The following is a 22,000-nucleotide window of genomic DNA, read 5'->3' on the forward strand; positions in this document are numbered from 1 at the left end:
TAACAAATGGCGTGAACAAAAGTAGGTATTGGGGTCGGGATATGCAAATTATGGACACCGTTTTTCTATACACATGCGCTCGCCCCGAGGCAAATTCCGGCCAAACACACTCTCCCGGCACAAAATAGCCCGCATTTTTACCGCACGCGAAGGGTCGATCCGGATATTTTGCTTATCTTTGTTTACGCGAAACCACAACGATAAACCATGGATGAAAAATATGTAGTGAATCTCCGCGACGTGGCCATATACCACGCCGACAATCCTTTCGGCAGTTGCTCGGAAAAGAAACTCATGCAGCAGGGCGAGATGGTTCTCTCGGAAGTCAACCTTGCGGTGGCTCCGGGCGAATTCGTTTACCTGATCGGCCGTGTCGGGAGCGGGAAAAGCAGTTTACTCAAAACTTTATATGCCGAGGTGCAACTCCTTACGGGAAAGGGATATGTAGCGGGATACGACCTGCGCAAACTGCGCCGCAGGGATATCCCCTATCTGCGCCGCCGCATCGGCATCGTCTTTCAGGATTACCAGTTGCTCACAGACCGCAACGTCTTCATGAACCTCTATTACGTGATGAAGGCCACGGGCTGGAAACGCGAACAGGAGATCCGCGAACGGATCGACCGGGTGCTGGGACTGGTGGAACTCGGGGCCAAAAGCTACAAGATGCCCTTCGAACTCTCGGGCGGCGAGCAGCAGCGCCTGGTGATCGCCCGCGCACTGCTCAACGATCCGCAGGTATTGCTGGCCGACGAACCTACGGGCAACCTCGACCCGCTGACCGCCGACGGCATCATGCAGTTGTTCCAGAAAATCGCCTCGCAGGGCTGCGCCGTAGTCATGTCGACACACAACACCGCACTGATCGAAAACTACCCCGCCCGCGCCATCCTATTCTCCAAAGGCCGGACCCGCGAAATAGACCTCAAGGCCGAGCTTGCGTAAGCTCCGCACCCGGCCGCAGAGGAAACAAACAGGCGAAATAATCGACTGTAAAGTCTTTTCCGGACACTTGTTTTATCCGGAAATATTTTGTATATTTGTACGATATTTTAAAGACTACGATGAGTACCGAATTAGAAAACGTTAAAAAACAAGAAGAAGAATATTCCGCGTCGAATATCCAGGTCCTCGAGGGCCTCGAAGCGGTGCGCAAGCGTCCTGCCATGTACATCGGCGACATCGGCGAGAAGGGTCTCCATCACCTGGTTTACGAGGTCGTGGACAACTCGATCGACGAGGCGCTGGCGGGCTATTGCACCGACATCGACGTGACGATCAACGAGGATAACTCCATCACGGTAAGGGACAACGGCCGAGGCATTCCGACCGACTACCACGAGAAGGAGGGCAAATCGGCGCTCGAAGTCGTACTGACGGTACTTCATGCCGGCGGTAAGTTCGACAAGGGCAGTTACAAGGTCTCGGGCGGTCTGCACGGCGTCGGCGTATCGTGCGTGAATGCGCTTTCGAACCTGCTGATCGCCGAAATCCACAGCCGTGACGGCAAGATTTACCGCCAGACGTACAGCAAGGGCGCCCCGACTTCGCAGGTCGAGGTGGTCGGCGAATGTACGGACCGCGGTACGACCATCACGTTCCGCCCCGACGACACGATCTTTACGCATACCACCGAATACAAATACGACATCCTGGCCAACCGTCTGCGCGAACTGGCGTTCCTGAACAAAGGCATCCGCCTGAACCTCATGGACCTGCGCAAGGACGAGGAGGGAAAGACGCGCGAGGACCATTTCTACTCGGAAGAGGGCCTCAAGGAGTTCGTCAAGTATCTCGACGCGACACGCGGCACGCCGATCGTCGAGCAGATCATCTACCTCGACACCGAAAAGAACGGCGTCCCGGTGGAGGTGGCCATGCAGTACAACGACTCCTTCTCGGAGAACGTGCACTCCTATGTAAATAACATCAACACCATTGAGGGCGGTACGCACCTGACGGGTTTCCGCCGCGCGCTGACCCGTACGCTCAAGAAATACGCCGAGGATTCGGGCATGCTCGCCAAGCTCAAATTCGACATCAACGGCGACGACTTCCGCGAAGGTCTTACGGCTGTCGTTTCGGTGAAGGTGCAGGAGCCGCAGTTCGAAGGCCAGACCAAGACCAAGTTGGGCAACGACGAGGTTTCCGCCGCCGTCGACCAGGCTATGGCCTCGGCGCTGGGCGACTACCTGGAGGAGAATCCGAAGGACGCCAAAGCCATCGTGCAGAAGGTGATCCTCGCCGCTACGGCGCGCCACGCGGCACGCCACGCCCGCGAACTGGTGCAGCGCAAAACCGTATTGTCGGGAGCCGGACTTCCGGGAAAACTCGCCGACTGTTCGAGCCGCGACCGTTCGATCGCCGAAATCTTCTTCGTCGAGGGTGACTCGGCAGGCGGTACGGCCAAATCGGGCCGTGACCGTAACTTCCAGGCCATCATGCCGCTGCGCGGTAAAATCCTGAACATCGAGAAGGCCCAGGAGCACCGCATGTGGGAGAACGAGGAGATCAAGAACATGTTCACCGCATTGGGCGTCACGATCGGAACCGAGGAAGACTCCAAAGCCCTGAACCTCGAAAAGCTGCGCTACGACAAAATCATCATCATGACCGATGCCGATGTCGACGGAAGCCACATCGCCACGCTGATGCTGACGTTCTTCTTCCGCAAGATGAAGGAGTTGATCGAGAACGGCCATATCTATATCGCTACCCCGCCCCTGTACCTCGTAAAGAAGGGCAAGCAGGAGCGTTACTGCTGGACCGAAAAGGAGCGTGACGAGATCACCGCCGAATTCGGAAAAGGCGCGCACGTACAGCGTTACAAAGGTCTCGGTGAGATGAACGCCCACCAGTTGTGGGAGACGACGATGAACCCCGACACGCGCATCCTGCGCCAGGTGAACATCGACAATGCAGCCGAAGCCGACCGCATTTTCTCGATGCTGATGGGCGACGAGGTTCCGCCCCGCCGCGAATTCATCGAGCGCAACGCGCATTACGCGAACATCGACGCATAAAACGACAGACCGAAAAAGGATTGCCCCCACGACAAGGGCAGTCCTTTTTTTGAATAACTGCCACAGGCCGTAAACGGCGACGAACGGAAACGGAATGCGGCAAACACAGCTAAACTAATTGACACCATGAAAGTTACGGTAATCGGCGTTGCCGGAGGAACCGGCTCGGGAAAATCGACGCTCGTCAAGCGTCTGCAGGAAGCATTCGTCGGCGACGATGTCGTGACGCTCTGCCACGACTATTACTACAAGGCACACCCCGAACTGACCTACGAGGAGCGCACGAAACTCAACTACGACCACCCGCAGGCATTCGACACGGAGATGCTCGTGGAGCATATCAAGGCACTGAAAAACAACGTTCCCGTCGAACACCCGGTCTACTCGTTCGTGGACCACGACCGTACGGCCGAGACCGTAAGCGTGAAACCGTCGAAGGTAATCATCGTCGACGGCATCCTGATCTTCGAGAACAAGGAACTGCGCGAACTGATGGATATCAAGGTTTACGTCGACACCGACGCCGACATCCGCCTGGCGCGGCGTATCCTGCGCGACGTTTGCGAGCGCGGACGTACGATGCAGTCGGTCATCACGCAGTACACCTCGACCGTGAAACCGATGCACGAGGAGTTCGTCGAGCCGTCAAAGAAATACGCCGACGTGATTATTCCCGAAGGCGGTTTCAACTCGGTTGCCGTCGCCATGCTGATCCAGAACATCCGGTCGCTGATCCAGAGCAACAAATAAGGCGGAAGCCTAATAAATAATTCCCGGGCCTCGCAAGAAGTCCGGGAATTGTCATTTATTTCACCCTTACGATTTCAGACGGCCCTTTGACCAAATACCGCTGTTTTTCAGCACCTTTGTCGGCAACGACATAATCTTCGTCGCCAAGTCCGTAAACCGAGATAAAATCGAACTCGAAAGGCATGAGGAGCTTCCCGGCCTTATTCAACAGGCCATAATGCAGTTTTCCGGCTTCATCTTCAAGCGCCCCCGACAGGAAACCGTATTTACCGCCCCAGGAGAAATTATGAAGTTTCACGCCGGGAACCGGAGTTCCTGTTTTGTCAATCCGGAACATCTCTCCGTCCTTCTCCACCCAGGCGTGATCGCCATCGAAATCGAGCGCCGCATCATACCGGCACGGAACGATTACACGCCCCTGTTTGTCGATATAACCGAAACGCAGTTTATCCGTCCTGACGCCGACGACGGCTATATCGGACGTGAAGCAGAAGGAGTCGTCGAACTGCGGTTTTATAACCATATTGCCCTGCCGGTCGATACCGCCCCATTTCCTGTTTTTGAAAACAGCGGCAATGCCTCCGGAAAAACTGCCGACATCCTCATATTCGCAAGGGATGACCTCCTTGCCGTCGAGATCCACGAAGCCGTATAACCCGTCGATTTCCGTTTCCGACCGCCAGTGGCCTGTAACAACAGCGGCAAGCCCGCCGCTGAAAGGCCGCACATAAGCATAACGCAACGGAACGACGACATTTCCCCGTTCGTCAATGAAGCCGCATTTACCGCTGCGCACCACAATGGCACGCCCTTCGGAAAACGAATCGACGTAATCGAACTCCTGTTGCACGACGGGTTGCTGCGCAAAGGCCGCAAACGTTATCGACGCCACAGCAATGAACGTAAAGCAATACTTCATCATATGCCGGTTATCTTCTTGATTTCATTGAGTTTATTGAGCGCCTCGATCGGAGTCAGCGAGTTGATGTCGAGGCCCTTGATCTGGTCGCGAATCTGCACCAGCACGGGATCGTCCAACTGGAACATCGACAACTGCATGTTCTGCGGACCGGCACTTTCGGCCGCTTCCTTCACGGCCTGCGCCGTGGGCTTGCGGCCCCGCTCCTTGAGGCTGCGGCTCGGCACGATCTCGTTGCTGCCGTAGACCAGTTCGAGGTTGCGCAGGATTTCGTCCGCACGCGAGACGATCGACGCCGGCATGCCGGCCATACGGGCCACATGAATACCGAACGAGTGCTCCGTACCGCCGCGTTCGAGCTTGCGCAGGAAAACGATCTGATTGCCCATCTCCTTGACCGAAACGTGGTAGTTCTTTACCCGGGGGCACATCTGCTCCATCTCGTTCAGTTCGTGGTAGTGCGTGGCAAAGAGCGTCTTGGCATGGGCCGAGGGGTGGTTGTGGAGATACTCGACCATCGCCCAGGCGATCGAAATACCGTCGTAAGTCGACGTTCCGCGTCCGATTTCATCGAGCAGCACGATGCTGCGGTCGGAAATATTATTGAGGATGCTGGCCGATTCGAGCATTTCGACCATGAAGGTCGATTCGCCCTGCGAAATGTTGTCCGAAGCCCCGACGCGCGTAAAAATCTTGTCCACATAGCCGATGTGAGCCGATTTCGCAGGCACGAACGATCCCATCTGGGCCATCAGAATAATCAGCGCCGTCTGGCGCAGCAGGGCCGATTTACCCGACATGTTGGGACCGGTGATCATCATGATCTGCTGCTGCTTGTCGTCGAGCATCACGTCGTTGGGAATATACTCCTCGCCGACGGGCATCAGCGTCTCGATGACGGGATGGCGGCCCTGGCGGATGTCGATGCGCTTGCCGTCGTCCAGCACGGGACGCACGTAACGGCGCTCGCAGGCGATACGCGCGAAGGACTGGAGGCAGTCGATGCGCGCCACGACGGCCGCGTCGCGCAGCATCGGCGCGAGCGAACCGCAGATATAGGCCATAATCTCGGCGTAGATGCGCTGTTCCAGCACGAGCATCTTCTCCTCGGCGCCAAGGATTTTCTCCTCGTATTCCTTCAGTTCTCCGGTGATATAGCGTTCGGCGTTGGCAAGGGTCTGCTTGCGAATCCATGTATCGGGAACCTTCTCCTTATGGGCGTTGCGAACCTCGATATAATAGCCGAAAACATTGTTGTAGCTGATCTTGAGCGACGAAATCCCCGTCGCTTCGCTCTCGCGCTGCTGAATACGCGACAGGTAGTCCTTGCCGTGGAGCGCGATACGGCGCAGGTCGTCCAGTTCGGGATCGACGCCGTCGGCAATCACGCCGCCCTTCTGAATCTGGTTGTTCAGCGGATCGGGATAAATTTCGCGGGCAATGCGCTCGCGAACGTCGGCCAGTACGTCGATCTGCCCGGCAAGTCCGTGCAGGCGGTCGTCGTCGGTGGACTCCAGCGCCGCCTTAAGGGTCTCGATAGCCCCGAGCGAATTCTTGAGCTGCACCAATTCGCGGGGCGTAACCCGCTGGGCGGCAATACGCCCGGCGATACGTTCCAGGTCGCCGACCAGCGCCACCTGCTCACGGATGGCATCGGCCAGGTCGGCATCTTTGACAAAGCGTTCGACCACGTCCAGCCGCTCGTTGATCCGCGCGGGGTCCTTGATCGGCATGGCGATCCAGCGTTTCAGCAGGCGGCCGCCCATCGGCGTCAGCGTACGGTCGATCACATCGGCAAAGCCGCATTTTTCGCGTGCCCCGTTCGAGGTAAAGAGTTCCAGGTTGCGGATCGTAAACTTATCGACCCACACATAGTCGTCCTGGTCGATGCGCGCAATCGAGGCGATATGCCCGGTCTCGCGGTGCTCGGTGAATTCGAGGTAATAGAGGATAGCTCCGGCAGCCGAAATGCCGCTGGTGAAGTGGTCCACGCCGAAACCCTTGAGGGATTTGGTCCCGAACTGCTTGCAGAGTTTTTCCCGGTTGACATCCTCCGAGAAAACCCATTCGTCGAGGCGGTAGGTGTAGAGTTTCGATCCGAACGAACCGGAAAAGCGGTCCTCATAACCGCGTTGGTAAACGACCTCTTTGGGCGAGAGGTTCGAAATCAGTTTATCGACATAAGAGTCCGACCCTTCGGCCACGTAGAACTCGCCCGTGGAGATGTCCAGAAAGGCGACGCCCGTGGTCTGGCGGCCGAAATAGACCGAGGCGATAAAATTGTTCTCCTTGTTGGCCAGAATATTGTCACCCAACACGATACCCGGGGTAACCAGTTCGATGACACCGCGCTTGACAAGCCCCTTTACCAGCTTGGGGTCTTCCAACTGCTCGCAGATAGCCACGCGCTCGCCGGCCCGCACCAGTTTCGGGAGGTAGGTGTCGATGGCATGGTAGGGGAATCCCGCCAACTCGACATACGTCGCGGAACCGTTGGCGCGGCGCGTGAGCGTGATGCCCAGAATGCCGCTGGCCTTGATCGCATCATCGCCGAAAGTCTCGTAGAAGTCGCCCACGCGGAACAGCAGGATGGCGTCGGGATGTACTGCCTTGATGGAGTAATACTGCTTCATCAAGGGCGTCTCGACATATTTTTTGTCGATTTTCTTGTCTGATGTCAAAATAAAAAATTGTATAATTTATACAACAAAGATAGGCCTTTTTTGGATGCCGTGCAAAGTCGGCAACCAAATTTTTTCGCCTATTTCGTCTGTTTCCCCTCCGGGAGGTCAGATGATCCCGTTCTCGGAGAATACTTTGCGGTAAAACTCCGCTTTCCACTCGACGGGACGGGGATAAGCCCGCGACGAGGAGGGCATACGCCACAGCCGCAGCTCTCGGCCCGCAAAGGGCATCGGCACGCTCTCCCCCACGGCTGGTTCGTCGCAGCCCGTGATGGCGCGCAGCGTGTCGGTGGCTTTCTGCCCCGTCGTAACGACGGCCCGGCACGCGGGAATACGGGCCAGCAGAGCCTCCAGATCCACCTCACGCACTACTTGAAGAAAATTATCCGACGCATTGTCTTTCAACCGGATAACCTCTACCGCCGTGTCGTACAGCGCAATTCCCCGTTCGCGGCAGAAAGCCTCGATGCGTTCCCGGTCGAAGCGCTTTCCGCCAGGACAAAGGAAGTGCGTTTTATCGCCCGTCGCAAGGTAGCCCACGATCCGCCACATGTCGTTCTGCAAATTGGGATAGAAGAACTCCATCGACCAGCGGATGCGCTTGGGCGGGAAACTGCCCAGCATCAGGACACGGGCATTGGCAGGAAGGAAAGGCTCCAGGGGGTGCTGTTCGCTATTCATAGAATTTTTCGTCGAAATTTACAAGATACAGTTTATCGGTGGCGCGAGTCAGGGCCGTATAGAGCCAGCGAAGCATGTCGCGCGACATCTGCTCGTCGCCGAACAGGCAGCGGTCGACGAAGACCGCCCGCCACTGGCCGCCCTGCGCCTTGTGGCACGTAACGGCGTAGGAAAACTTTACCTGAACGGCGTTAAAATGCGGATTTTCACGAATTTCCTTAAAGCGTTTGAGCTTGCTCTTGATGTCCGTGTAATCCTTCTCCACCTCGTAGAAAAGGCGCGAAGATTCGTCCCGGGTGAGCGACGGCGACTCCGAAGCGATCGTATCCAGCAGGATTTTACACTCGATTTCCGCCTCGTTGTAGTCGGGGAATTCGAGCACGGCGTCGGCGAAACGGAAGCCGTAGAAGTCTTCGAACCGCCTAAGGCGTTTCAGGCGCGCAATGTCGCCGTTGGCGATGAAATTCATCGGACAATCTTCGGTATGTTCCGGAAAATAGTAGTTGTTCTTGACGACCATCAGCATGTCGCCGCTCTCGATCTCCTCTTCGGCATAGAGCACGTTGCGGCGGATACCCTCGTTATAGCGGTTGGCACGCTTGTTCGAGCGGGTAATGACGATCGTCTCGTCACGACCGTATTTGGCATAGCAATCCTGCAATTTTTCGAGAAACTCGCCGCCTTCGACCGCCTCGATGTCGGGATATTGCATTTCGAAATGCGGAATTTCATAGAGGCCGTTTTCGAGCATGCAGCGCACCAGCGTAGCGTTGAAAAGGATGCCCGACTGGGCCTCCTGCCGCACCACCTCGTCCATCGTACCGTAAACGATGTCGCCATAGGCATCCATCGACGCAGGGTCGAGCGCCGGGCTGAAATCGGCCCCGACAGGCGGCAACTGCGCACTGTCGCCGACTAATACCAGGCGACACCCGCGGCCGCTGCGGACGTACTCCACGAGGTCCGAAAGCAGCGATCCGCTGCCGAAAACCGCCCCGCCCGAAGTGTTGTCGGAGAGCATCGACGCCTCGTCAACGATGAAAACCGCCCCGCGCTCGGCATTGAGGTTCAGCGAAAATTTCGATTCATAATCGGCATTCGTCCGCTGGCGGTAGATACGTTTATGAATGGTAAGTGCTTTTTCCTGAGCGTATTGAGCCAGCACCTTGGCGGCCCGGCCCGTAGGGGCCAGCAGCACGGGTTTGATTCCCAACTCCTTAAGCGCACCGACGAGTCCGGCGATCAGCGTCGTTTTTCCGGTTCCGGCATAGCCGTTCAGCACGAAAATCTTCGAAAAATCGTCATCTGCAAGATATTCGGACAATTTTTCTATAATTTTTTTTTGTCCGGGAGTTGTTTCGAAACAAATTTTAGCGTAAATTTGGGTCGCGATACGTGTACTGAGCATGCGTCGGTTTTTTGCTGCACAAAATTAATAACAAATATTTATTTAAAATGAAAAAACTCTTTCAAATCATTCTTGCCGTAGCGATCGTGGCCCTGATCTACGTCATCTATGTTCAGATCTCGACACCGATCCGGTTCGAACAGGAAACGAAGGCGAAGAAAGCCAAGGTTATCGACCGCATCAAGGACATCCGTACCGCGCAGCGCTCCTTCAAAACGAAGTATCAGCACTTTACCGCCAGCTTCGACTCGTTGCAGTCGTTCATCCTGAACGACACCCTCGAATTGGAGCGCAAGATCGTCGACGAGGACGACTCGGCAGCTCTGGCTATGCTGCTGAAATCGGGCAAGAAGAATGTGGAAAAGTTCAAGATCGCCGTTATCGACACGATTTTCGCGCCTAAAAAACTCTCGCGTCAGGATGTCGAGAACCTGCGTTTCATCCCCGGAACCGACAACAAGGCCCAGTTCATCATGGAGGCAGGCATCATCACTACCGAATCGAAAGTCGTGATTCCGGTCGTGGAGGTTCGCGCACCCTACAAGATGTTCCTCGACACGGTAGCCTACCGCCAGGAAGTGATCAACCTGATCGACGACGAGCAGAATAACTTCAACCGTTATCCCGGCGTCAAGTTCGGATCGATGGAAGCTGGTAACAATGAGGCAGGCAACTGGGAGTAAAACTCCGCAAACAAATAATAAGGTGTCCATTCAGCTATCGTTGGATGGACACTCTTTTTCGGACCCGGCGCTCTCGGAGCTTCCTGTAAGCGGAGCTTCGGTGACAGTCGAATTGCTGCTGCCCCGTACGATGCTCGTTCCGGCCGAACTCTTCGACGCAGAAAAAGGGGCGGACCTGCTGGCTGCGAACGGCATGCCGCCCATGGCGGAGGAATGCGTGGTCCACAGCGACCCGGAAGCGGCATTCGTCGCCGTCACGGCCATCAACCGCGAGGCGCTGCGGCAGGTAGAAGAGAAACTGGGCGACAGGGCACGGTTCACGACCCCGCTGCTCCATTCGCCCGCAAATACGGCTAAAACCGTATGGATGAGCCGCAGGGCGGGCATCTTATATATAAAGGTATACGATGCCGGCGAATTGCAGTTGGCCGAAGCTTTGCCCGCAGTGACGGAGACCGACATGGCCTACTTTTTCGAACGGCTGGACAGCAGTTTCCCGCTCAAAGGTTATGAACTTCGCATCGCAGGCGACGATCCGAAAGCGGCACGCAAACTGCTCGGCAAACGATTCAAACAGGTGATATGCGAATAGTCAGCGGAAAATACAAGGGCCGGGCGATCAATCCGCCCAAGAACCTGAGGGCGCGGCCTACGACCGATTTCGCCAAAGAGAACCTTTTCAACGTATTGGGCAATCTGGTTGATTTCGACGAATGCGACGTGCTGGACCTCTTTGCCGGGACAGGATCGATCAGTTACGAGTTTGCATCGCGCGGGGCGCGGAGCGTCACGGCTGTCGAGATCAACGCCGTACACTACAACTTCATCAGGCAGACGGCGGCACAGTTAGGAATCGAAAACCTCTATCCGGTCAAAGCCAACGTTTTCCTCTACCTGAAAAGCTGTGCCAAACAATTCGACCTCATCTTTTCTGACGCCCCCTACGACCTGGAGGGCAGCCAGGAGGTCGTAAAATTGGTCCTGGAGCGCAATCTGCTCCGTCCGGGCGGCATCCTGATTTTTGAGCACTCGAAAAAAATGGATTTTTCAGATTATAATGAGTTCTGGCAATTAAGAAGTTACGGAAGCGTACAATTTTCTTTTTTCAAAAAACCGTAAAACCATTTGCTGATTAAAAAAATTACACTATCTTTGCACTCGCAATAACCAGAATGGTGCGTTAGTTCAGCTGGTTAGAATACGTGCCTGTCACGCACGGGGTCAGGGGTTCGAGTCCCCTACGCACCGCAAACCACTCCGGGAGCCGGGAGATGGAAAGGTCGAAGCGAAAGCCGGGGCCGCAAGTGAAGTTCACGATAATACGGGAACTTTGGCTCAAACCAGAAATGGTGCGTTAGTTCAGCTGGTTAGAATACGTGCCTGTCACGCACGGGGTCAGGGGTTCGAGTCCCCTACGCACCGCCAGCAAAGGAAACGAGGTAGTCGATGACTGCCTCGTTTTTGTTTTTATCCCGTCACCATGCACTTCCGGCAGCCCATATATCGTAGTCCGGCTTACAAAAGGTCATGAAATCCTCGTGTGATTTCCCCGCGGTTTTGTATCTTTGTCAGAGGTAACAAGAATCGCAAATGGCAGACAACTATTTAGAACGGAAAATGGAAGAGTACCGGACCCGGACAGCCGGCCAGTCCGGCCGCCGCCCGCTGGTGACGTTAAGCCGGTTGTTGCAGAAAAACCGCAGCTATCGCGGGTACGACACGAGCTTCACCGTACGCGAAGATCAACTCCGGCGCATTATCGAGGTCAATACGAAAACACCCTCGGCCCGCAATCAGCAGGTATTGCGCTTCCGGCCCGTCCTGTCGGACGAAGCCCCCAAAGTGCTGAAGCATATCCGCCTTGGAGGCGCTCTGCCCGAGCTTCACCTACCCTTTCCGGGCACAGAGCCGAATGCCTTTATCATCATCTGCTCGACGGTCGAAGAAGACCGCTATGTCGATATCGATTTGGGCATTTCGGCACAAAGCATGCTCTTGCAGGCAACAGAGATCGGGCTGAACGGCATCTGTATCGGGGCTTTCGACAAAGAATCGATCAAACGGGAATTTAGGTTGGAACCGGACCCGCTACTGATCCTGGCCATCGGCCGGGGTCTCGAAAAAATCGAACTGACGCCCATTCGTGAAGGAGGCAGTCACGCCTATTACCGCGAAAACGGAACGCATTACGTCCCGAAGGTTTGCCTCGACGACCTGATGATCAAGGGATAAAACGACTTTACAAAATTATTCACGCAGAAAAGTTCCGCCATGCGATCATATTACTCAAATAACATCCGCAAATTTTGCCAAGAAACACCAGACTCCATATTAGGCTCCTTGTGCCGCAATCACTCTTTCAATGTCGAGGAGTTGCAAAAAAATGCATGGATTGAGCAAGTGCAGTTATTGCAGCAAACACTAGCAGATTTTCCTCAAGCACAGCTAATGTTTGAATACTCAATTCCACGTATGGGCAAACGAGTCGATAATATAGTACTTTATCGCGGGATTATTTTCGTAATCGAGTTTAAGGTCGGAGATACTGCGTATCACGCACATGCGATTGATCAAGTAATGGATTATGCCACCGACCTCAAAAACTTTCACGCAGGTAGTCATGATCGACTCGTTATCCCAATTTTAGTTGCAACAAAAGCCTCTCAATTTTCGCAAACCATAATCATAGGTCAAAACCGAGTTTCGGAAGTTGTTCTTTGCAATAAGCATAATTTTAGAGACCGAATATCACAAATTGCAACAGTTCATGCGCAACCAGAAATAGATCCAACCGCGTGGGAAAATGCACTTTACAAGCCAACACCCACCATCATTGAGGCTGCACAAGCACTCTATCGCGGACACGATGTATCAGAAATATCGCGATCGGATGGCGGTGCTATCAATCTCAGTAAAACAGCCCAGGCAATAAACAAAATAATCGAGCATTCGAAATCGAGCAACCGAAAGTCAATTTGTTTTGTAACAGGTGTCCCCGGAGCAGGTAAGACGCTCGCTGGGCTCAATATCGCAAACGAACGACACAAATTTGAAGAAGAAGAACACGCCGTGTTTTTATCAGGAAATGGGCCCTTAGTAGATGTTCTTCAAGAAGCCTTGGCTCGTAACGAAATCGAACACAGTGGAATAAAAAAAAGAGATGCGCTAAAAAAAGCAAAAGCGTTCATTCAGGCAATTCACCATTTTCGGGACGACGCTTTGAGTGTTACTACCCCACCCATCGAAAAAGTTGTTGTTTTCGACGAAGCGCAAAGAGCTTGGACACTCGAACAGACTTCAAACTTTATGAAGTCAAAAAAAGGTATTTCCAACTTCAACCAATCAGAGCCAAATTTCCTGATTAGTATTATGGATCGGCATCAGGATTGGGCTACAATTATATGCTTAGTAGGAGGTGGACAAGAGATCAACAAAGGCGAAGCTGGACTTCCGGAGTGGTTCGCGGCACTACGTACCAACTACCCCGATTGGGATATCTACGTATCTCCAGAAATCTCCCAAGAAGAATACACTCGAGGCGAGCAAATCCAGCAGATGGTCGTAGGATTAAATGTGACTTACATAAACGACCTACATCTCAGTACCTCCATTCGTTCGTTTAGGAGCGAAAACGTCTCTAATTTCATAAAAGCACTCTTAGACAATCAGATTCAGGCTGCCCAATCCATTTTTGCAGAACTTACGGATAAATACCCCATCGTTGTTACGCGGAATTTGGCCCAAGCTCGCCAATGGTTAAAACAGCAGGCGCATGGTACAGAACGCATCGGAATCATTGCCAGTTCGGGAGCGATGCGTTTGAAACCTTATGGACTGTGCACGCAAATAAAAATTAATGCCTGTAATTGGTTTCTGAATGATAAAGACGATGTTAGATCATCCTACTACTTAGAAGATGTTGCCTCGGAATTTGATGTTCAAGGGCTCGAACTCGATTGGGTGTGTGTTGCTTGGGATGCCAATTTACGCTACAACAACGAGTGGATATATAAGCAATTCAAGGGTACTAAGTGGTTAAATGCGAATAAAGAAGAAGTCGTACTCTACCTTAAAAACGCATACCGCGTATTGTTAACTCGCGCAAGACAGGGCATGGTATTGTTTATCCCTGAAGGATCTACGACAGACAAAACCCGGCTCCCCGAATTCTACAATGGATTGTATCAGCTACTCACAAACAAAATCGGAATCCCGGAGATATAATCGTTTTTTGATACATCCGATTTCAACAGACCTAAAAACAGCTAAGCAACAAGACCGCTGGCAGTTCGGATTTTTTCGTAACTTTGTAAGACAAGCATACAACGATATGGCAAAATACGATTTCGATGAGATCATTCCGCGCCGGGGCACAAACTCGGTGAAGTGGGACGAGGAACCAGCCGCCGACATCCTGCCGATGTGGGTCGCCGATATGGATTTCCGCACGGCTCCGTGCGTTGTCGAGGCACTGCACCGGAAAGTCGACCACGGCATTTACGGCTATGCAACAGTCCCGAAGAGCTATTACGACGCAGTTACCGGATGGTTTGCGCGGCGGCACGACTGGGCCCCGGAATCCGGCTGGATACTCCCCGTCACGGGCGTGATCCCGGCCCTCTCGGCTATTCTCCGGGCACTGACCCGTCCGGGAGACCAGGTATTGATGCTGACGCCCGTTTACAACCACTTCTTCATCGCCATCGACAACAGCGGATGCAAACCCGCCGAGTGTGAACTGATCTGCCGAGACAATACGTATACGGTCGATTTCGACGCTCTGGAACGTCAGGCGGCCGATCCGGGCGTGAAACTGATGCTGCTCTGCAACCCGCACAATCCTGCAGGAAGGGTCTGGACGCCCGAAGAGCTGCGGCGCATCGGCGACATCTGCCTGCGTCACGACGTATTCGTCGTAGCCGACGAAATCCACTGCGAACTGGTCATGCCGGGATTCCGCTACACGCCGTTCGCCTCGCTTTCGGAGGAGTTCTGCCGTCGTTCGGTCACCTGCGCCTCGCCCAGCAAGGCATTTAACCTCGCCGGATTGCAGGTTGCGAACATCTTTGCGGCCGACGCTAAAATCCGGGAGAAGATCACGCGGGCGCTCGAAATCAACGAAACGGGCATGATCAGTCCCTTTGCCATCGAAGCCCTGACCGCGGCTTACAACGAAGGCGCAGAGTGGCTCGACGCCCTGAATGCTTATCTCCGGGAGAACTACCTCGCGCTGCGGGATTATTTCGCCCGCAACCTGCCGCAATTCCCCGTGCTGCCGCTGGAAGGCACTTACCTCGCCTGGATCGACTGCCGGGCCACGGGATTGTCGTCCGACGCCCTCACCGAAAAGCTGCTCGGCGAAGGCCGCCTGCACGTGAACTCCGGTGCAATGTACGGGGCTGCGGGCGAAGGTTTCATCCGCCTGAATATCGCCTGCCCGCGCAAACTGCTGGACGAAGGTCTCGAACGCCTGAAGAGAACGTTGCTGGACTGACGAAAGATTGCCATTCCGAAAAATATTCCTAACTTTGTAAAGTAACTACATCCATAACCCAATGAAGAAAATAACACTTCTGCTGCTGCTCGCAGCCTGTTTCTCGATGCCGGCATTCGCCGGAAACGGCGCAAAGCCGATCAAACTAATCTCCTACAACCTGCGCAACAGCGGCGGCAAGGACGGCGACAACGCCTGGATGAAACGCCGCCACGCCACGCCGCAGATGATCAGCCAGGAGGCTCCCGACGTATTCGGCGTACAGGAAGGGCTCATCGACCAGTTGCAATACATCGACGCCGAATGTCCGCAGTACGCCCGTGTTGGCGTAGCCCGCGACGACGGCGCCCAGCAGGGCGAAACCATGGCCGTCTACTATCTCCGCGACCGCTTCGACCTCATCGACAGCGGCACGTTCTGGCTCAGCGAAACGCCCGACAAGGTGTCGCGCGGCTGGGACGGAGCCTGTAACCGCACGGTGACGTGGGTCGAACTGAAGGATAAGGAGTCGGGCAAGGAGTTCTTCTACTTCAATACCCACCTCGACCACAAAGGCAAGGTAGCACGCGAAGAGGGCGTAAAACTACTCGTCGAAAAAATCCATGAAATTGCGGGTAAGAAAGCCCCGGCAATCGTCGGCGGCGATTTCAACACCCCGGTCGACAGCCCGATCTTCAAGCCGCTGACCAAATACATGGCTTCGGCCCGCGCCAAGGCCGCGACGACCGACCACAAGGGAACGTTCAACGGGTTCGGCTCGGCGCCCGACACCATCGTCATCGACCACCTCTATTTCCGCGGCAAGCTCAAATGCACGCTTTTCGCCACGCTCGACGGCAACTACGGAGCGCCGTTCATTTCGGACCACTACCCGATCGCAATGGTCTTCACGCTGTAAAACACAAAAATCCCGGAGCGCAAAACTCCGGGATTTTTCATGCCTGCCCGAAACCCTTACGCCTCGATGCCGGTCACGGCTTTCAGCAGGTAACCGATCAGAAAACTGATTCCGGCCACCGAAAAACTCAGCACAGCCATCTCGGTAAACCGGCGGCGGAAACTCTCCCGACGCGCCACGGCGTAATAATAGTTGAACAGTGCGATAATCAGCAGCGCCGCCGCCAGCATAACAGCCAATGCGACAAGTGCATTCGGAATCAGCACGAACGGCAGCACGAGGGCGACGACCGTTATGACGTAAGCAATACCGGTATAGACTGCGGCCTTGACCGGATGCTTGCCCGGGGCGTTGTCGGACTTGGTCGAAAGGTATTCCGACGAGGCCATCGAAAGCGCCGCGGCAATGCCTGTGATACTTCCTGTCAGGGCGATCAGCCGCGAATCGCCGAGCGCCAGCGTGAAACCCGCCAATGCGCCCGTAAATTCGACCAGCGCGTCGTTCAGCCCCAGTACGACCGACCCCATGTACTCCAGCCGCTCTTCGTTGATCATTCCGATCAGGTCCTGCTCGTGCCGCTCTTCGTCACGGGCCATCTGCACGAAATCCGCCATGTCCGGATACCGCGCATAGACCTCCGCGGAAGCCGTCTCGTCCTGCTCCATCCGCCGCACGGTGAAGGTCAGTCCCAGCAGGCGCACCAGCCACATGTAGAGCCACACTTTCCGCCGTTCGGGTGCGACCTCGCGTCCCGTACGAGCACGCAGCAGGGCGTAATGGTGTTTCTCGTCCGCTGCAATGCGGAGCAGCACGTCGCGGTTCGCCGGATCTTTCTCGATGGCCGCCAGCCGCCGGTAGACCTCGTAAGAGGTCGCCTCGTCACGCTGGAGACCGGCTACGTTTTCCAATATCGCATCCATATCATCGGTTGTTTTGAAATTCGGCTACTCTTTGCGGCTCCGCAGGACGACAATCGACACCGCCGCCACGATCAACAGTATCCCCGCCGCACCCTTCGCCGTGAAGGGTTCGGCAAAGACCCAAATACCGATCACCACGGCCGTGACCGGCTCCATGGCCCCGAATATCGAAGTCAGCGTCGGTCCGATGCTCTTGATGGCCTGCACCAGCGCCATGTTCGAAACGGCTGTCGCCGGGATGGCTACTCCGAGGATGTAAAGCCACGTGTGCGGGTCGGTTTCGAGCCGGATGCCGCCTGTCAGGAATCCGCCCGCGGTGAAGAACAGCGCGCCGAAAGCCATCACATAACAGGTCAGCACCGTCGAATTGATCTCTACCGCCCGGCTCCGGCGCACCCCCACGATATAGCCGCCGTAGGAGACGACCGAAACGATCGCCGAAATGATTCCCAGCGTCGTGTCGCCGCGCGTGAAATCGACATTGCCCAGCGACAGCAACACCGCCCCCACGATCGACATGCCGATCGCCGCAAAGGTCCACACCGAGCCGCGCTCGCGGAAAAAACAGATCATCACGCAGGCCACGACGAGCGGATACATGAAGTGAATCGTGGAAGCCACTCCGCTGGCGATGTTCTGATAGGCGAACACCAGGCTCAGCGACGTTACGGCACGAAACAGGCTCAGGAAAAACACCGTGCGCAACTGGGGCCCCGCGAGGCGGAAATTACACCCGGCCAACAGGCCGTAAGCCCCCAGGCAGAGCGAGGCGACTCCCCAGCGGTAGGTCAGCACCTCGAACGAGGAATAACCCACGCCCAGCAGCAACAGGGTAAACAGCGGAGCCAGCCCGAATGTCGACGAGGAGAGGGCCGCCCAGAGAATGCCTTTTATACGATTCATAACTGATTTCGATTTCAGCGCAAAAGTAGGAAATAAATCGCCATTCGATGCTGCCGCGGCCCGAAAACAGCAGGCAGGGAACGGTTTTTGCGCCCTACCCGGCAAAACGTTTCAAATTTTACCGCTATGAGCAGTTTACCCGTCCGGGACCCGAAAAAAGACCGGCTCCTGACTCCCGAAAATTCGGTTCTCGTGGTCATCGACTACCAACCGGCGCAGATCGATTCGGTCAACTCGATGAACCGCGCCGAACTCGTGCGCAACATCCTGCTGGTGGCGCGCATCGCCCGCAACTACCGCCTTCCGGTGCTCCTTTCGACGGTCAACGTCGCCGGCGGCAGCAAGGACACCATCCCCGCCCTGAAACGCATACTGGGCGGCATCCCCTCCTACGACCGCACGTCGATCAACGCCTGGGAGGACATGGAGTTCTACGAGGCCGTCAAGGACACGGGCCGCAGCAAGCTGATCATGACGGCGCTGTGGACCGAGGCGTGCCTCACCTTCCCCACGCTCGACGCACTCGCCGAGGGCTACGAGGTCTACCCCGTCGTCGACGCCGTAGGCGGAACCTCGCGCGCGGCGCACAAGGCGGCCCTGAAACGCGTCGCCCAGGCCGGAGCGCACCTGACGGGCATCGCCCAACTGGCATGCGAACTCCAGCGCGACTGGAACCGCGAAGCGACCGCCCCCGGAATGGTCGAAATCTTCAACGACGCGGGAATTTTTCTCAACCTGGGCAAGTAGATCCGCGGATTTTTTCGCACCTTTGCATCGGTACAACGACGCAATGGACAAGCAGGATATACGATTCCGATTCATCACGCCCGCAGCGGCCCCGGAACTCCATGTTCCGGCGGCCGGCGGCAGTGTGACGGCCTGCGTCGCCGCCTATCCAGAACCCCGAGCCTTATGCTGAAAAACCTCACCGGAAAAACCGCCTTCGTCACAGGCGGAGCCCACGGCATCGGCCGCGGCATCGTCGAAGCGCTGCGCCTCGCAGGCGCCCGAACGGCATTCTGCGACATCAATACAGAGTTGGGCGAAGCGACGGCCCGCGCCGCCGGAGCCGACTTCTATCCTGCCGACGTAGCCGATGCCGACGCCCTGCGCAATGCGCTGGAAGCAGCCTGCGAACGCTTCGGCGATGTCGACATCCTCGTCAACAATGCCGGGATCAGCGAATTTTCACCCCTCGCGGAAACCTCCCTCGAACAGTTCGACCGCATCCTCGCGGTCAACCTGCGGCCCGTATTCGTCACGGCACAGTGGATGGCCGCACGGCGCAATACGCCCGAAGGCCGTACGCGCTACGGACGCATTATCAACATCGCCTCGACGCGCTGGCTTCAGAGCGAACCCGGCTCGGAGGGTTACGCCGCTTCGAAAGGCGGCATCGTATCGCTGACGCATGCGCTGGCCCTCTCGTTTTCCGACTACAACGTCACGGTCAACTGCATCAGTCCCGGATGGATCGACAACGGGAACTTCGGCTCCATCTCCGAGCAGGACCGCCGCCAGCATCCGTCGGGACGCGTCGGGCGGCCCGCCGACATCGCCCGCGCATGCCTGTTCCTGGCCGACCCCAAAAACGACTTCATCAACGGGCAGAACCTCGTCGTCGACGGCGGTATGACCAAGAAGATGATCTACTGCGAATAGGCAAACACATCGGATATCCGACGACATCTCCGGCCGGACCGGCGCACGCTGCAACCAACGTGCGAATCATTTGGAGGTGCGGAATTTAATCGTATCTTTGTTAATCTAAATCCGGATTCGTATGAAATGGTATTCGAAATACCTTCCCGTCTATGAAAAGCCCTTCGCCGAGGTCCCCGCGGATGTCGTCGCCGAAGTGCGCACAAAACTCGCCGAACGACAGTCGGACAAACCATTGGTAACCGTGTCGATCATCGCCTACAACGAAGAAAAGCGGCTGACGGCGTGCCTCTGGTCGCTCGCCGAACAGCAATGCCGTTACCCAATGGAGATCATCGGCACGGACAATATGTCGAAAGACCGCACGGCGGAGGTGTTCGAAGCCCTGGGACTGCCGTGGAAACGCGAAACGACGCCCGGATGCGGCCATGCACGCCTTTGCGGACTGGGCCGCGCCCGCGGCAAATACCACATCAATATCGACGCCGACACGATGTATCCGCCGCGCTACGTCGAAACGATGGTCGAAGCGCTGGAACGCAAGGGCGTCGTAGCCGTCAGTTCGTTGTGGAGCTATATTCCCGACGCCGCACACTCGGCCCTCGGGCTTTGGTTCTACGAACTGGCCCGCGACATGCACCTGTGGCTTCAGTCGTTCAAGCGCCCCGAACTGAGCGTGCGGGGACTGGTCTTCGCTTACAACACCTCCCTGGCCCGCAAAGTCGGCATCCGCACCGACATTATCCGCGGCGAGGACGGATCGCTGGCACTCGGTCTCAAACCCTACGGCCGCATTGCCTTCGTCCGCAAACGCCGGGCACGCGCCGTAACGGGCTACGGAACCGTCTCGAAGGACGGGTCGCTGATGGACAGCTTCCGGGTGCGTGCCGTCAAGGCGTTGAAAAGCCTCGGCGGGGTTTTCACATCGAAATCGGAATACAAGGACGAGGACGACAACCTGCTGAAATAACACATTCCCCGGAAAGAGCCGTATCCCGGCGCTAATAAAAACTCCCGACCTCGAAAGGCCGGGAGTTTTCAGTCAGAAACGCTTGGTGTAAGCGTGACAGTAAGGCTGCGTTCCTTTGCGGTCGTAATAGTCCTGGTGATACCCTTCCGCAGGCCAGAAGGTCGTAGCCTGCGTGACGTGCGTCACGACATCGTAGCCCTTCGCGCGCAGCTCGGCAATCAGTTTTTCGGCCGTTTCACGCTGGGCCGGCGTCGTATAGAAAACCTCGGAGCGATACTGATCGCCGATATCCGGTCCCTGCCGGTCGACCTGCGTAGGATCGTGAATCTCGAAAAAGAGCTTCGCCAACCGCTCATAGGAGACCTTCGCAGGGTCGAACGTCACCCGCACCGCCTCGGCATGTCCCGTACGGTGGCTGCAAACCTGCTCGTAAGTGGGATTTTCGGTGTGACCGCCAATATAACCCGATTCGACATCGAGCACGCCGGGCTCCTTCGAGAGCAGGTGCTCCACACCCCAGAAACAACCTCCGGCGAAGATCGCCGTCTCGGTCTGCTCTTTTTTGGCGGGCTGGAACGCCAGCGACACGGAATTGACGCAGTGGCGCGTGTTCTTGGGCGTAAACCCCTCGCCTGCAAAAACATGCCCCAGATGGCCGCCGCACCGGGCGCAGGTAATCTCCGTCCGCCGTCCGTCGGCATCCACGCTCCGCTTCACGGCTCCGGGAATTTCGTCGTCGAAACTCGGCCAGCCGCATCCCGCGTCGAACTTGTCCGACGAACGGTACAACGGCGCGCCGCACTGCCGGCAGAGATAGGTTCCGGCCTCGTTGTGCTTGTAATAACGTCCCGTGAAGGGGGCTTCGGTCCCCTTGTCCACGATCACATGCTTCTCTTCCGGTGTCAACGGTTTCATGTTCTGTCCATTTACGGCCCCGCACGCAGCGAGGCAAATTATCCATAATAAAATACGCATACGCTTCAACAGTCAAAAATTACGCCGTAT

The 22,000-nt window shown here is 56.0% G+C and carries 20 protein-coding genes and 2 tRNA genes; 15 read left to right on the plus strand and 7 right to left on the minus strand.

Annotated features, from left to right (window positions below; translation table 11 throughout):
* Positions 1–207 precede the first annotated feature (207 nt).
* From I2E69_RS07825 to udk, 3 genes are all read left to right on the plus strand, one after another.
* The gene (locus tag I2E69_RS07825) at positions 208–945 is read left to right on the plus strand and encodes a cell division ATP-binding protein FtsE (RefSeq protein WP_195460536.1); all 738 of its coding nucleotides are present in this window, start codon (positions 208–210) and stop codon (positions 943–945) included.
* 119 nt (positions 946–1,064) lie between these two features.
* Positions 1,065–3,023, plus strand: a complete 1,959-nt coding sequence (gyrB, locus tag I2E69_RS07830) for a DNA topoisomerase (ATP-hydrolyzing) subunit B (protein WP_195460538.1) — start codon at positions 1,065–1,067, stop codon at positions 3,021–3,023.
* Between the two features lie 126 nt (positions 3,024–3,149).
* Positions 3,150–3,773, plus strand: a complete 624-nt coding sequence (gene udk / locus I2E69_RS07835) for a uridine kinase (RefSeq protein ID WP_195460539.1) — start codon at positions 3,150–3,152, stop codon at positions 3,771–3,773.
* A 55-nt stretch (positions 3,774–3,828) separates the two neighbouring features.
* Here udk and I2E69_RS07840 read toward each other — a convergent pair whose 3' ends face one another.
* From I2E69_RS07840 to I2E69_RS07855, 4 genes are all read right to left on the minus strand, one after another.
* On the minus strand, positions 3,829–4,695 hold the full coding sequence (locus tag I2E69_RS07840; RefSeq protein ID WP_195460541.1) for a WG repeat-containing protein: 867 nt from the start codon (positions 4,693–4,695) through the stop codon (positions 3,829–3,831).
* Entirely contained in the window at positions 4,692–7,325 is a 2,634-nt protein-coding gene (gene mutS, locus I2E69_RS07845; RefSeq protein ID WP_195460928.1) for a DNA mismatch repair protein MutS, read from the minus strand. The genes I2E69_RS07840 and mutS overlap by 4 nt, the downstream gene beginning before the upstream one ends.
* A 156-nt stretch (positions 7,326–7,481) precedes the next feature.
* The gene (locus I2E69_RS07850) at positions 7,482–8,057 is read right to left on the minus strand and encodes a uracil-DNA glycosylase family protein (RefSeq protein ID WP_195460543.1); all 576 of its coding nucleotides are present in this window, start codon (positions 8,055–8,057) and stop codon (positions 7,482–7,484) included.
* Positions 8,050–9,465 (minus strand): ATP-dependent RecD-like DNA helicase, encoded by a 1,416-nt coding sequence (locus I2E69_RS07855; protein ID WP_195460545.1) that lies wholly within the window; start codon positions 9,463–9,465, stop codon positions 8,050–8,052. Before I2E69_RS07855 ends, I2E69_RS07850 begins: the two co-directional genes overlap by 8 nt.
* A gap of 47 nt (positions 9,466–9,512) precedes the next feature.
* Between I2E69_RS07855 and I2E69_RS07860 the strand changes: the two genes are divergently transcribed.
* From I2E69_RS07860 to I2E69_RS07900, 9 genes are all read left to right on the plus strand, one after another.
* The gene (locus I2E69_RS07860) at positions 9,513–10,148 is read left to right on the plus strand and encodes a hypothetical protein (protein WP_195460547.1); all 636 of its coding nucleotides are present in this window, start codon (positions 9,513–9,515) and stop codon (positions 10,146–10,148) included.
* 22 nt (positions 10,149–10,170) lie between these two features.
* Positions 10,171–10,740 carry a hypothetical protein gene (locus tag I2E69_RS07865; RefSeq protein ID WP_288331344.1) on the plus strand — a complete coding sequence of 190 codons (570 nt, stop codon included), beginning with the start codon at positions 10,171–10,173 and terminating at the stop codon, positions 10,738–10,740.
* Positions 10,731–11,267, plus strand: coding sequence for an RsmD family RNA methyltransferase (locus I2E69_RS07870; protein ID WP_195460548.1), 537 nt, complete (start codon positions 10,731–10,733; stop codon positions 11,265–11,267). The genes I2E69_RS07865 and I2E69_RS07870 overlap by 10 nt, the downstream gene beginning before the upstream one ends.
* Positions 11,268–11,322: 55 nt before the next feature.
* Positions 11,323–11,396 (plus strand) — tRNA-Asp (locus I2E69_RS07875).
* A 100-nt stretch (positions 11,397–11,496) separates the two neighbouring features.
* A tRNA-Asp gene (locus tag I2E69_RS07880) sits at positions 11,497–11,573 on the plus strand.
* A 165-nt stretch (positions 11,574–11,738) separates the two neighbouring features.
* Positions 11,739–12,380: a nitroreductase family protein gene (locus I2E69_RS07885; RefSeq protein ID WP_195460549.1), complete on the plus strand. Its 642-nt coding sequence runs from the start codon at positions 11,739–11,741 to the stop codon at positions 12,378–12,380.
* Positions 12,381–12,419: 39 nt separating this feature from the next.
* Positions 12,420–14,372 (plus strand): DUF2075 domain-containing protein, encoded by a 1,953-nt coding sequence (locus I2E69_RS07890; RefSeq protein ID WP_195460551.1) that lies wholly within the window; start codon positions 12,420–12,422, stop codon positions 14,370–14,372.
* A gap of 106 nt (positions 14,373–14,478) precedes the next feature.
* Complete coding sequence (locus tag I2E69_RS07895; protein ID WP_195460553.1) at positions 14,479–15,642, plus strand: MalY/PatB family protein; 1,164 nt, start codon at positions 14,479–14,481, stop codon at positions 15,640–15,642.
* 61 nt (positions 15,643–15,703) lie between these two features.
* Entirely contained in the window at positions 15,704–16,540 is an 837-nt protein-coding gene (locus I2E69_RS07900; protein WP_195460555.1) for an endonuclease/exonuclease/phosphatase family protein, read from the plus strand.
* 56 nt (positions 16,541–16,596) lie between these two features.
* Here the strand turns inward: I2E69_RS07900 and I2E69_RS07905 are convergent, their stop codons facing one another.
* Both I2E69_RS07905 and I2E69_RS07910 read right to left on the minus strand, forming a co-directional pair.
* Positions 16,597–17,460 (minus strand): VIT1/CCC1 transporter family protein, encoded by an 864-nt coding sequence (locus I2E69_RS07905; RefSeq protein ID WP_195460557.1) that lies wholly within the window; start codon positions 17,458–17,460, stop codon positions 16,597–16,599.
* A 24-nt stretch (positions 17,461–17,484) separates the two neighbouring features.
* Complete coding sequence (locus tag I2E69_RS07910) at positions 17,485–18,363, minus strand: DMT family transporter (protein ID WP_195460559.1); 879 nt, start codon at positions 18,361–18,363, stop codon at positions 17,485–17,487.
* Between the two features lie 126 nt (positions 18,364–18,489).
* Between I2E69_RS07910 and I2E69_RS07915 the strand changes: the two genes are divergently transcribed.
* The 3 genes from I2E69_RS07915 (at position 18,490) to I2E69_RS07925 (ending at position 20,995) form a co-directional block, all read left to right on the plus strand.
* Positions 18,490–19,110 (plus strand): hydrolase, encoded by a 621-nt coding sequence (locus I2E69_RS07915; RefSeq protein WP_195460561.1) that lies wholly within the window; start codon positions 18,490–18,492, stop codon positions 19,108–19,110.
* Positions 19,111–19,275: 165 nt separating this feature from the next.
* Entirely contained in the window at positions 19,276–20,025 is a 750-nt protein-coding gene (locus tag I2E69_RS07920) for an SDR family NAD(P)-dependent oxidoreductase (protein WP_195460563.1), read from the plus strand.
* Between the two features lie 121 nt (positions 20,026–20,146).
* Positions 20,147–20,995: a glycosyltransferase family 2 protein gene (locus tag I2E69_RS07925; protein ID WP_195460566.1), complete on the plus strand. Its 849-nt coding sequence runs from the start codon at positions 20,147–20,149 to the stop codon at positions 20,993–20,995.
* 72 nt (positions 20,996–21,067) lie between these two features.
* On the opposite strand, the gene I2E69_RS07930 is transcribed toward I2E69_RS07925, so the two are convergent.
* Positions 21,068–21,910, minus strand: a complete 843-nt coding sequence (locus I2E69_RS07930; RefSeq protein ID WP_195460568.1) for a bifunctional methionine sulfoxide reductase B/A protein — start codon at positions 21,908–21,910, stop codon at positions 21,068–21,070.
* Between the last annotated feature and the right edge of the window lie 90 nt (positions 21,911–22,000).

It is taken from the genome of Alistipes sp. D31t1_170403_E11, assembly GCF_015553985.1.
Lineage (GTDB): Bacteria > Bacteroidota > Bacteroidia > Bacteroidales > Rikenellaceae > Alistipes > Alistipes montrealensis.

Coding starts and splice junctions, on each gene's coding strand:
- I2E69_RS07915 (WP_195460561.1), top strand. CDS start 18,490: ATGAGCAGTTTACCCGTCCGGGACCCGAAAAAAGACCGGCTCCTGACT.
- I2E69_RS07850 (WP_195460543.1), bottom strand. CDS start 8,057: ATGAATAGCGAACAGCACCCCCTGGAGCCTTTCCTTCCTGCCAATGCC.
- I2E69_RS07905 (WP_195460557.1), bottom strand. CDS start 17,460: ATGGATGCGATATTGGAAAACGTAGCCGGTCTCCAGCGTGACGAGGCG.
- I2E69_RS07910 (WP_195460559.1), bottom strand. CDS start 18,363: ATGAATCGTATAAAAGGCATTCTCTGGGCGGCCCTCTCCTCGTCGACA.
- I2E69_RS07825 (WP_195460536.1), top strand. CDS start 208: ATGGATGAAAAATATGTAGTGAATCTCCGCGACGTGGCCATATACCAC.
- I2E69_RS07895 (WP_195460553.1), top strand. CDS start 14,479: ATGGCAAAATACGATTTCGATGAGATCATTCCGCGCCGGGGCACAAAC.
- I2E69_RS07900 (WP_195460555.1), top strand. CDS start 15,704: ATGAAGAAAATAACACTTCTGCTGCTGCTCGCAGCCTGTTTCTCGATG.
- udk (WP_195460539.1), top strand. CDS start 3,150: ATGAAAGTTACGGTAATCGGCGTTGCCGGAGGAACCGGCTCGGGAAAA.
- I2E69_RS07870 (WP_195460548.1), top strand. CDS start 10,731: ATGCGAATAGTCAGCGGAAAATACAAGGGCCGGGCGATCAATCCGCCC.
- mutS (WP_195460928.1), bottom strand. CDS start 7,325: ATGAAGCAGTATTACTCCATCAAGGCAGTACATCCCGACGCCATCCTG.
- I2E69_RS07860 (WP_195460547.1), top strand. CDS start 9,513: ATGAAAAAACTCTTTCAAATCATTCTTGCCGTAGCGATCGTGGCCCTG.
- I2E69_RS07840 (WP_195460541.1), bottom strand. CDS start 4,695: ATGATGAAGTATTGCTTTACGTTCATTGCTGTGGCGTCGATAACGTTT.
- I2E69_RS07890 (WP_195460551.1), top strand. CDS start 12,420: ATGCGATCATATTACTCAAATAACATCCGCAAATTTTGCCAAGAAACA.
- I2E69_RS07855 (WP_195460545.1), bottom strand. CDS start 9,465: ATGCTCAGTACACGTATCGCGACCCAAATTTACGCTAAAATTTGTTTC.
- I2E69_RS07885 (WP_195460549.1), top strand. CDS start 11,739: ATGGCAGACAACTATTTAGAACGGAAAATGGAAGAGTACCGGACCCGG.
- I2E69_RS07930 (WP_195460568.1), bottom strand. CDS start 21,910: ATGAAACCGTTGACACCGGAAGAGAAGCATGTGATCGTGGACAAGGGG.
- gyrB (WP_195460538.1), top strand. CDS start 1,065: ATGAGTACCGAATTAGAAAACGTTAAAAAACAAGAAGAAGAATATTCC.
- I2E69_RS07920 (WP_195460563.1), top strand. CDS start 19,276: ATGCTGAAAAACCTCACCGGAAAAACCGCCTTCGTCACAGGCGGAGCC.
- I2E69_RS07925 (WP_195460566.1), top strand. CDS start 20,147: ATGAAATGGTATTCGAAATACCTTCCCGTCTATGAAAAGCCCTTCGCC.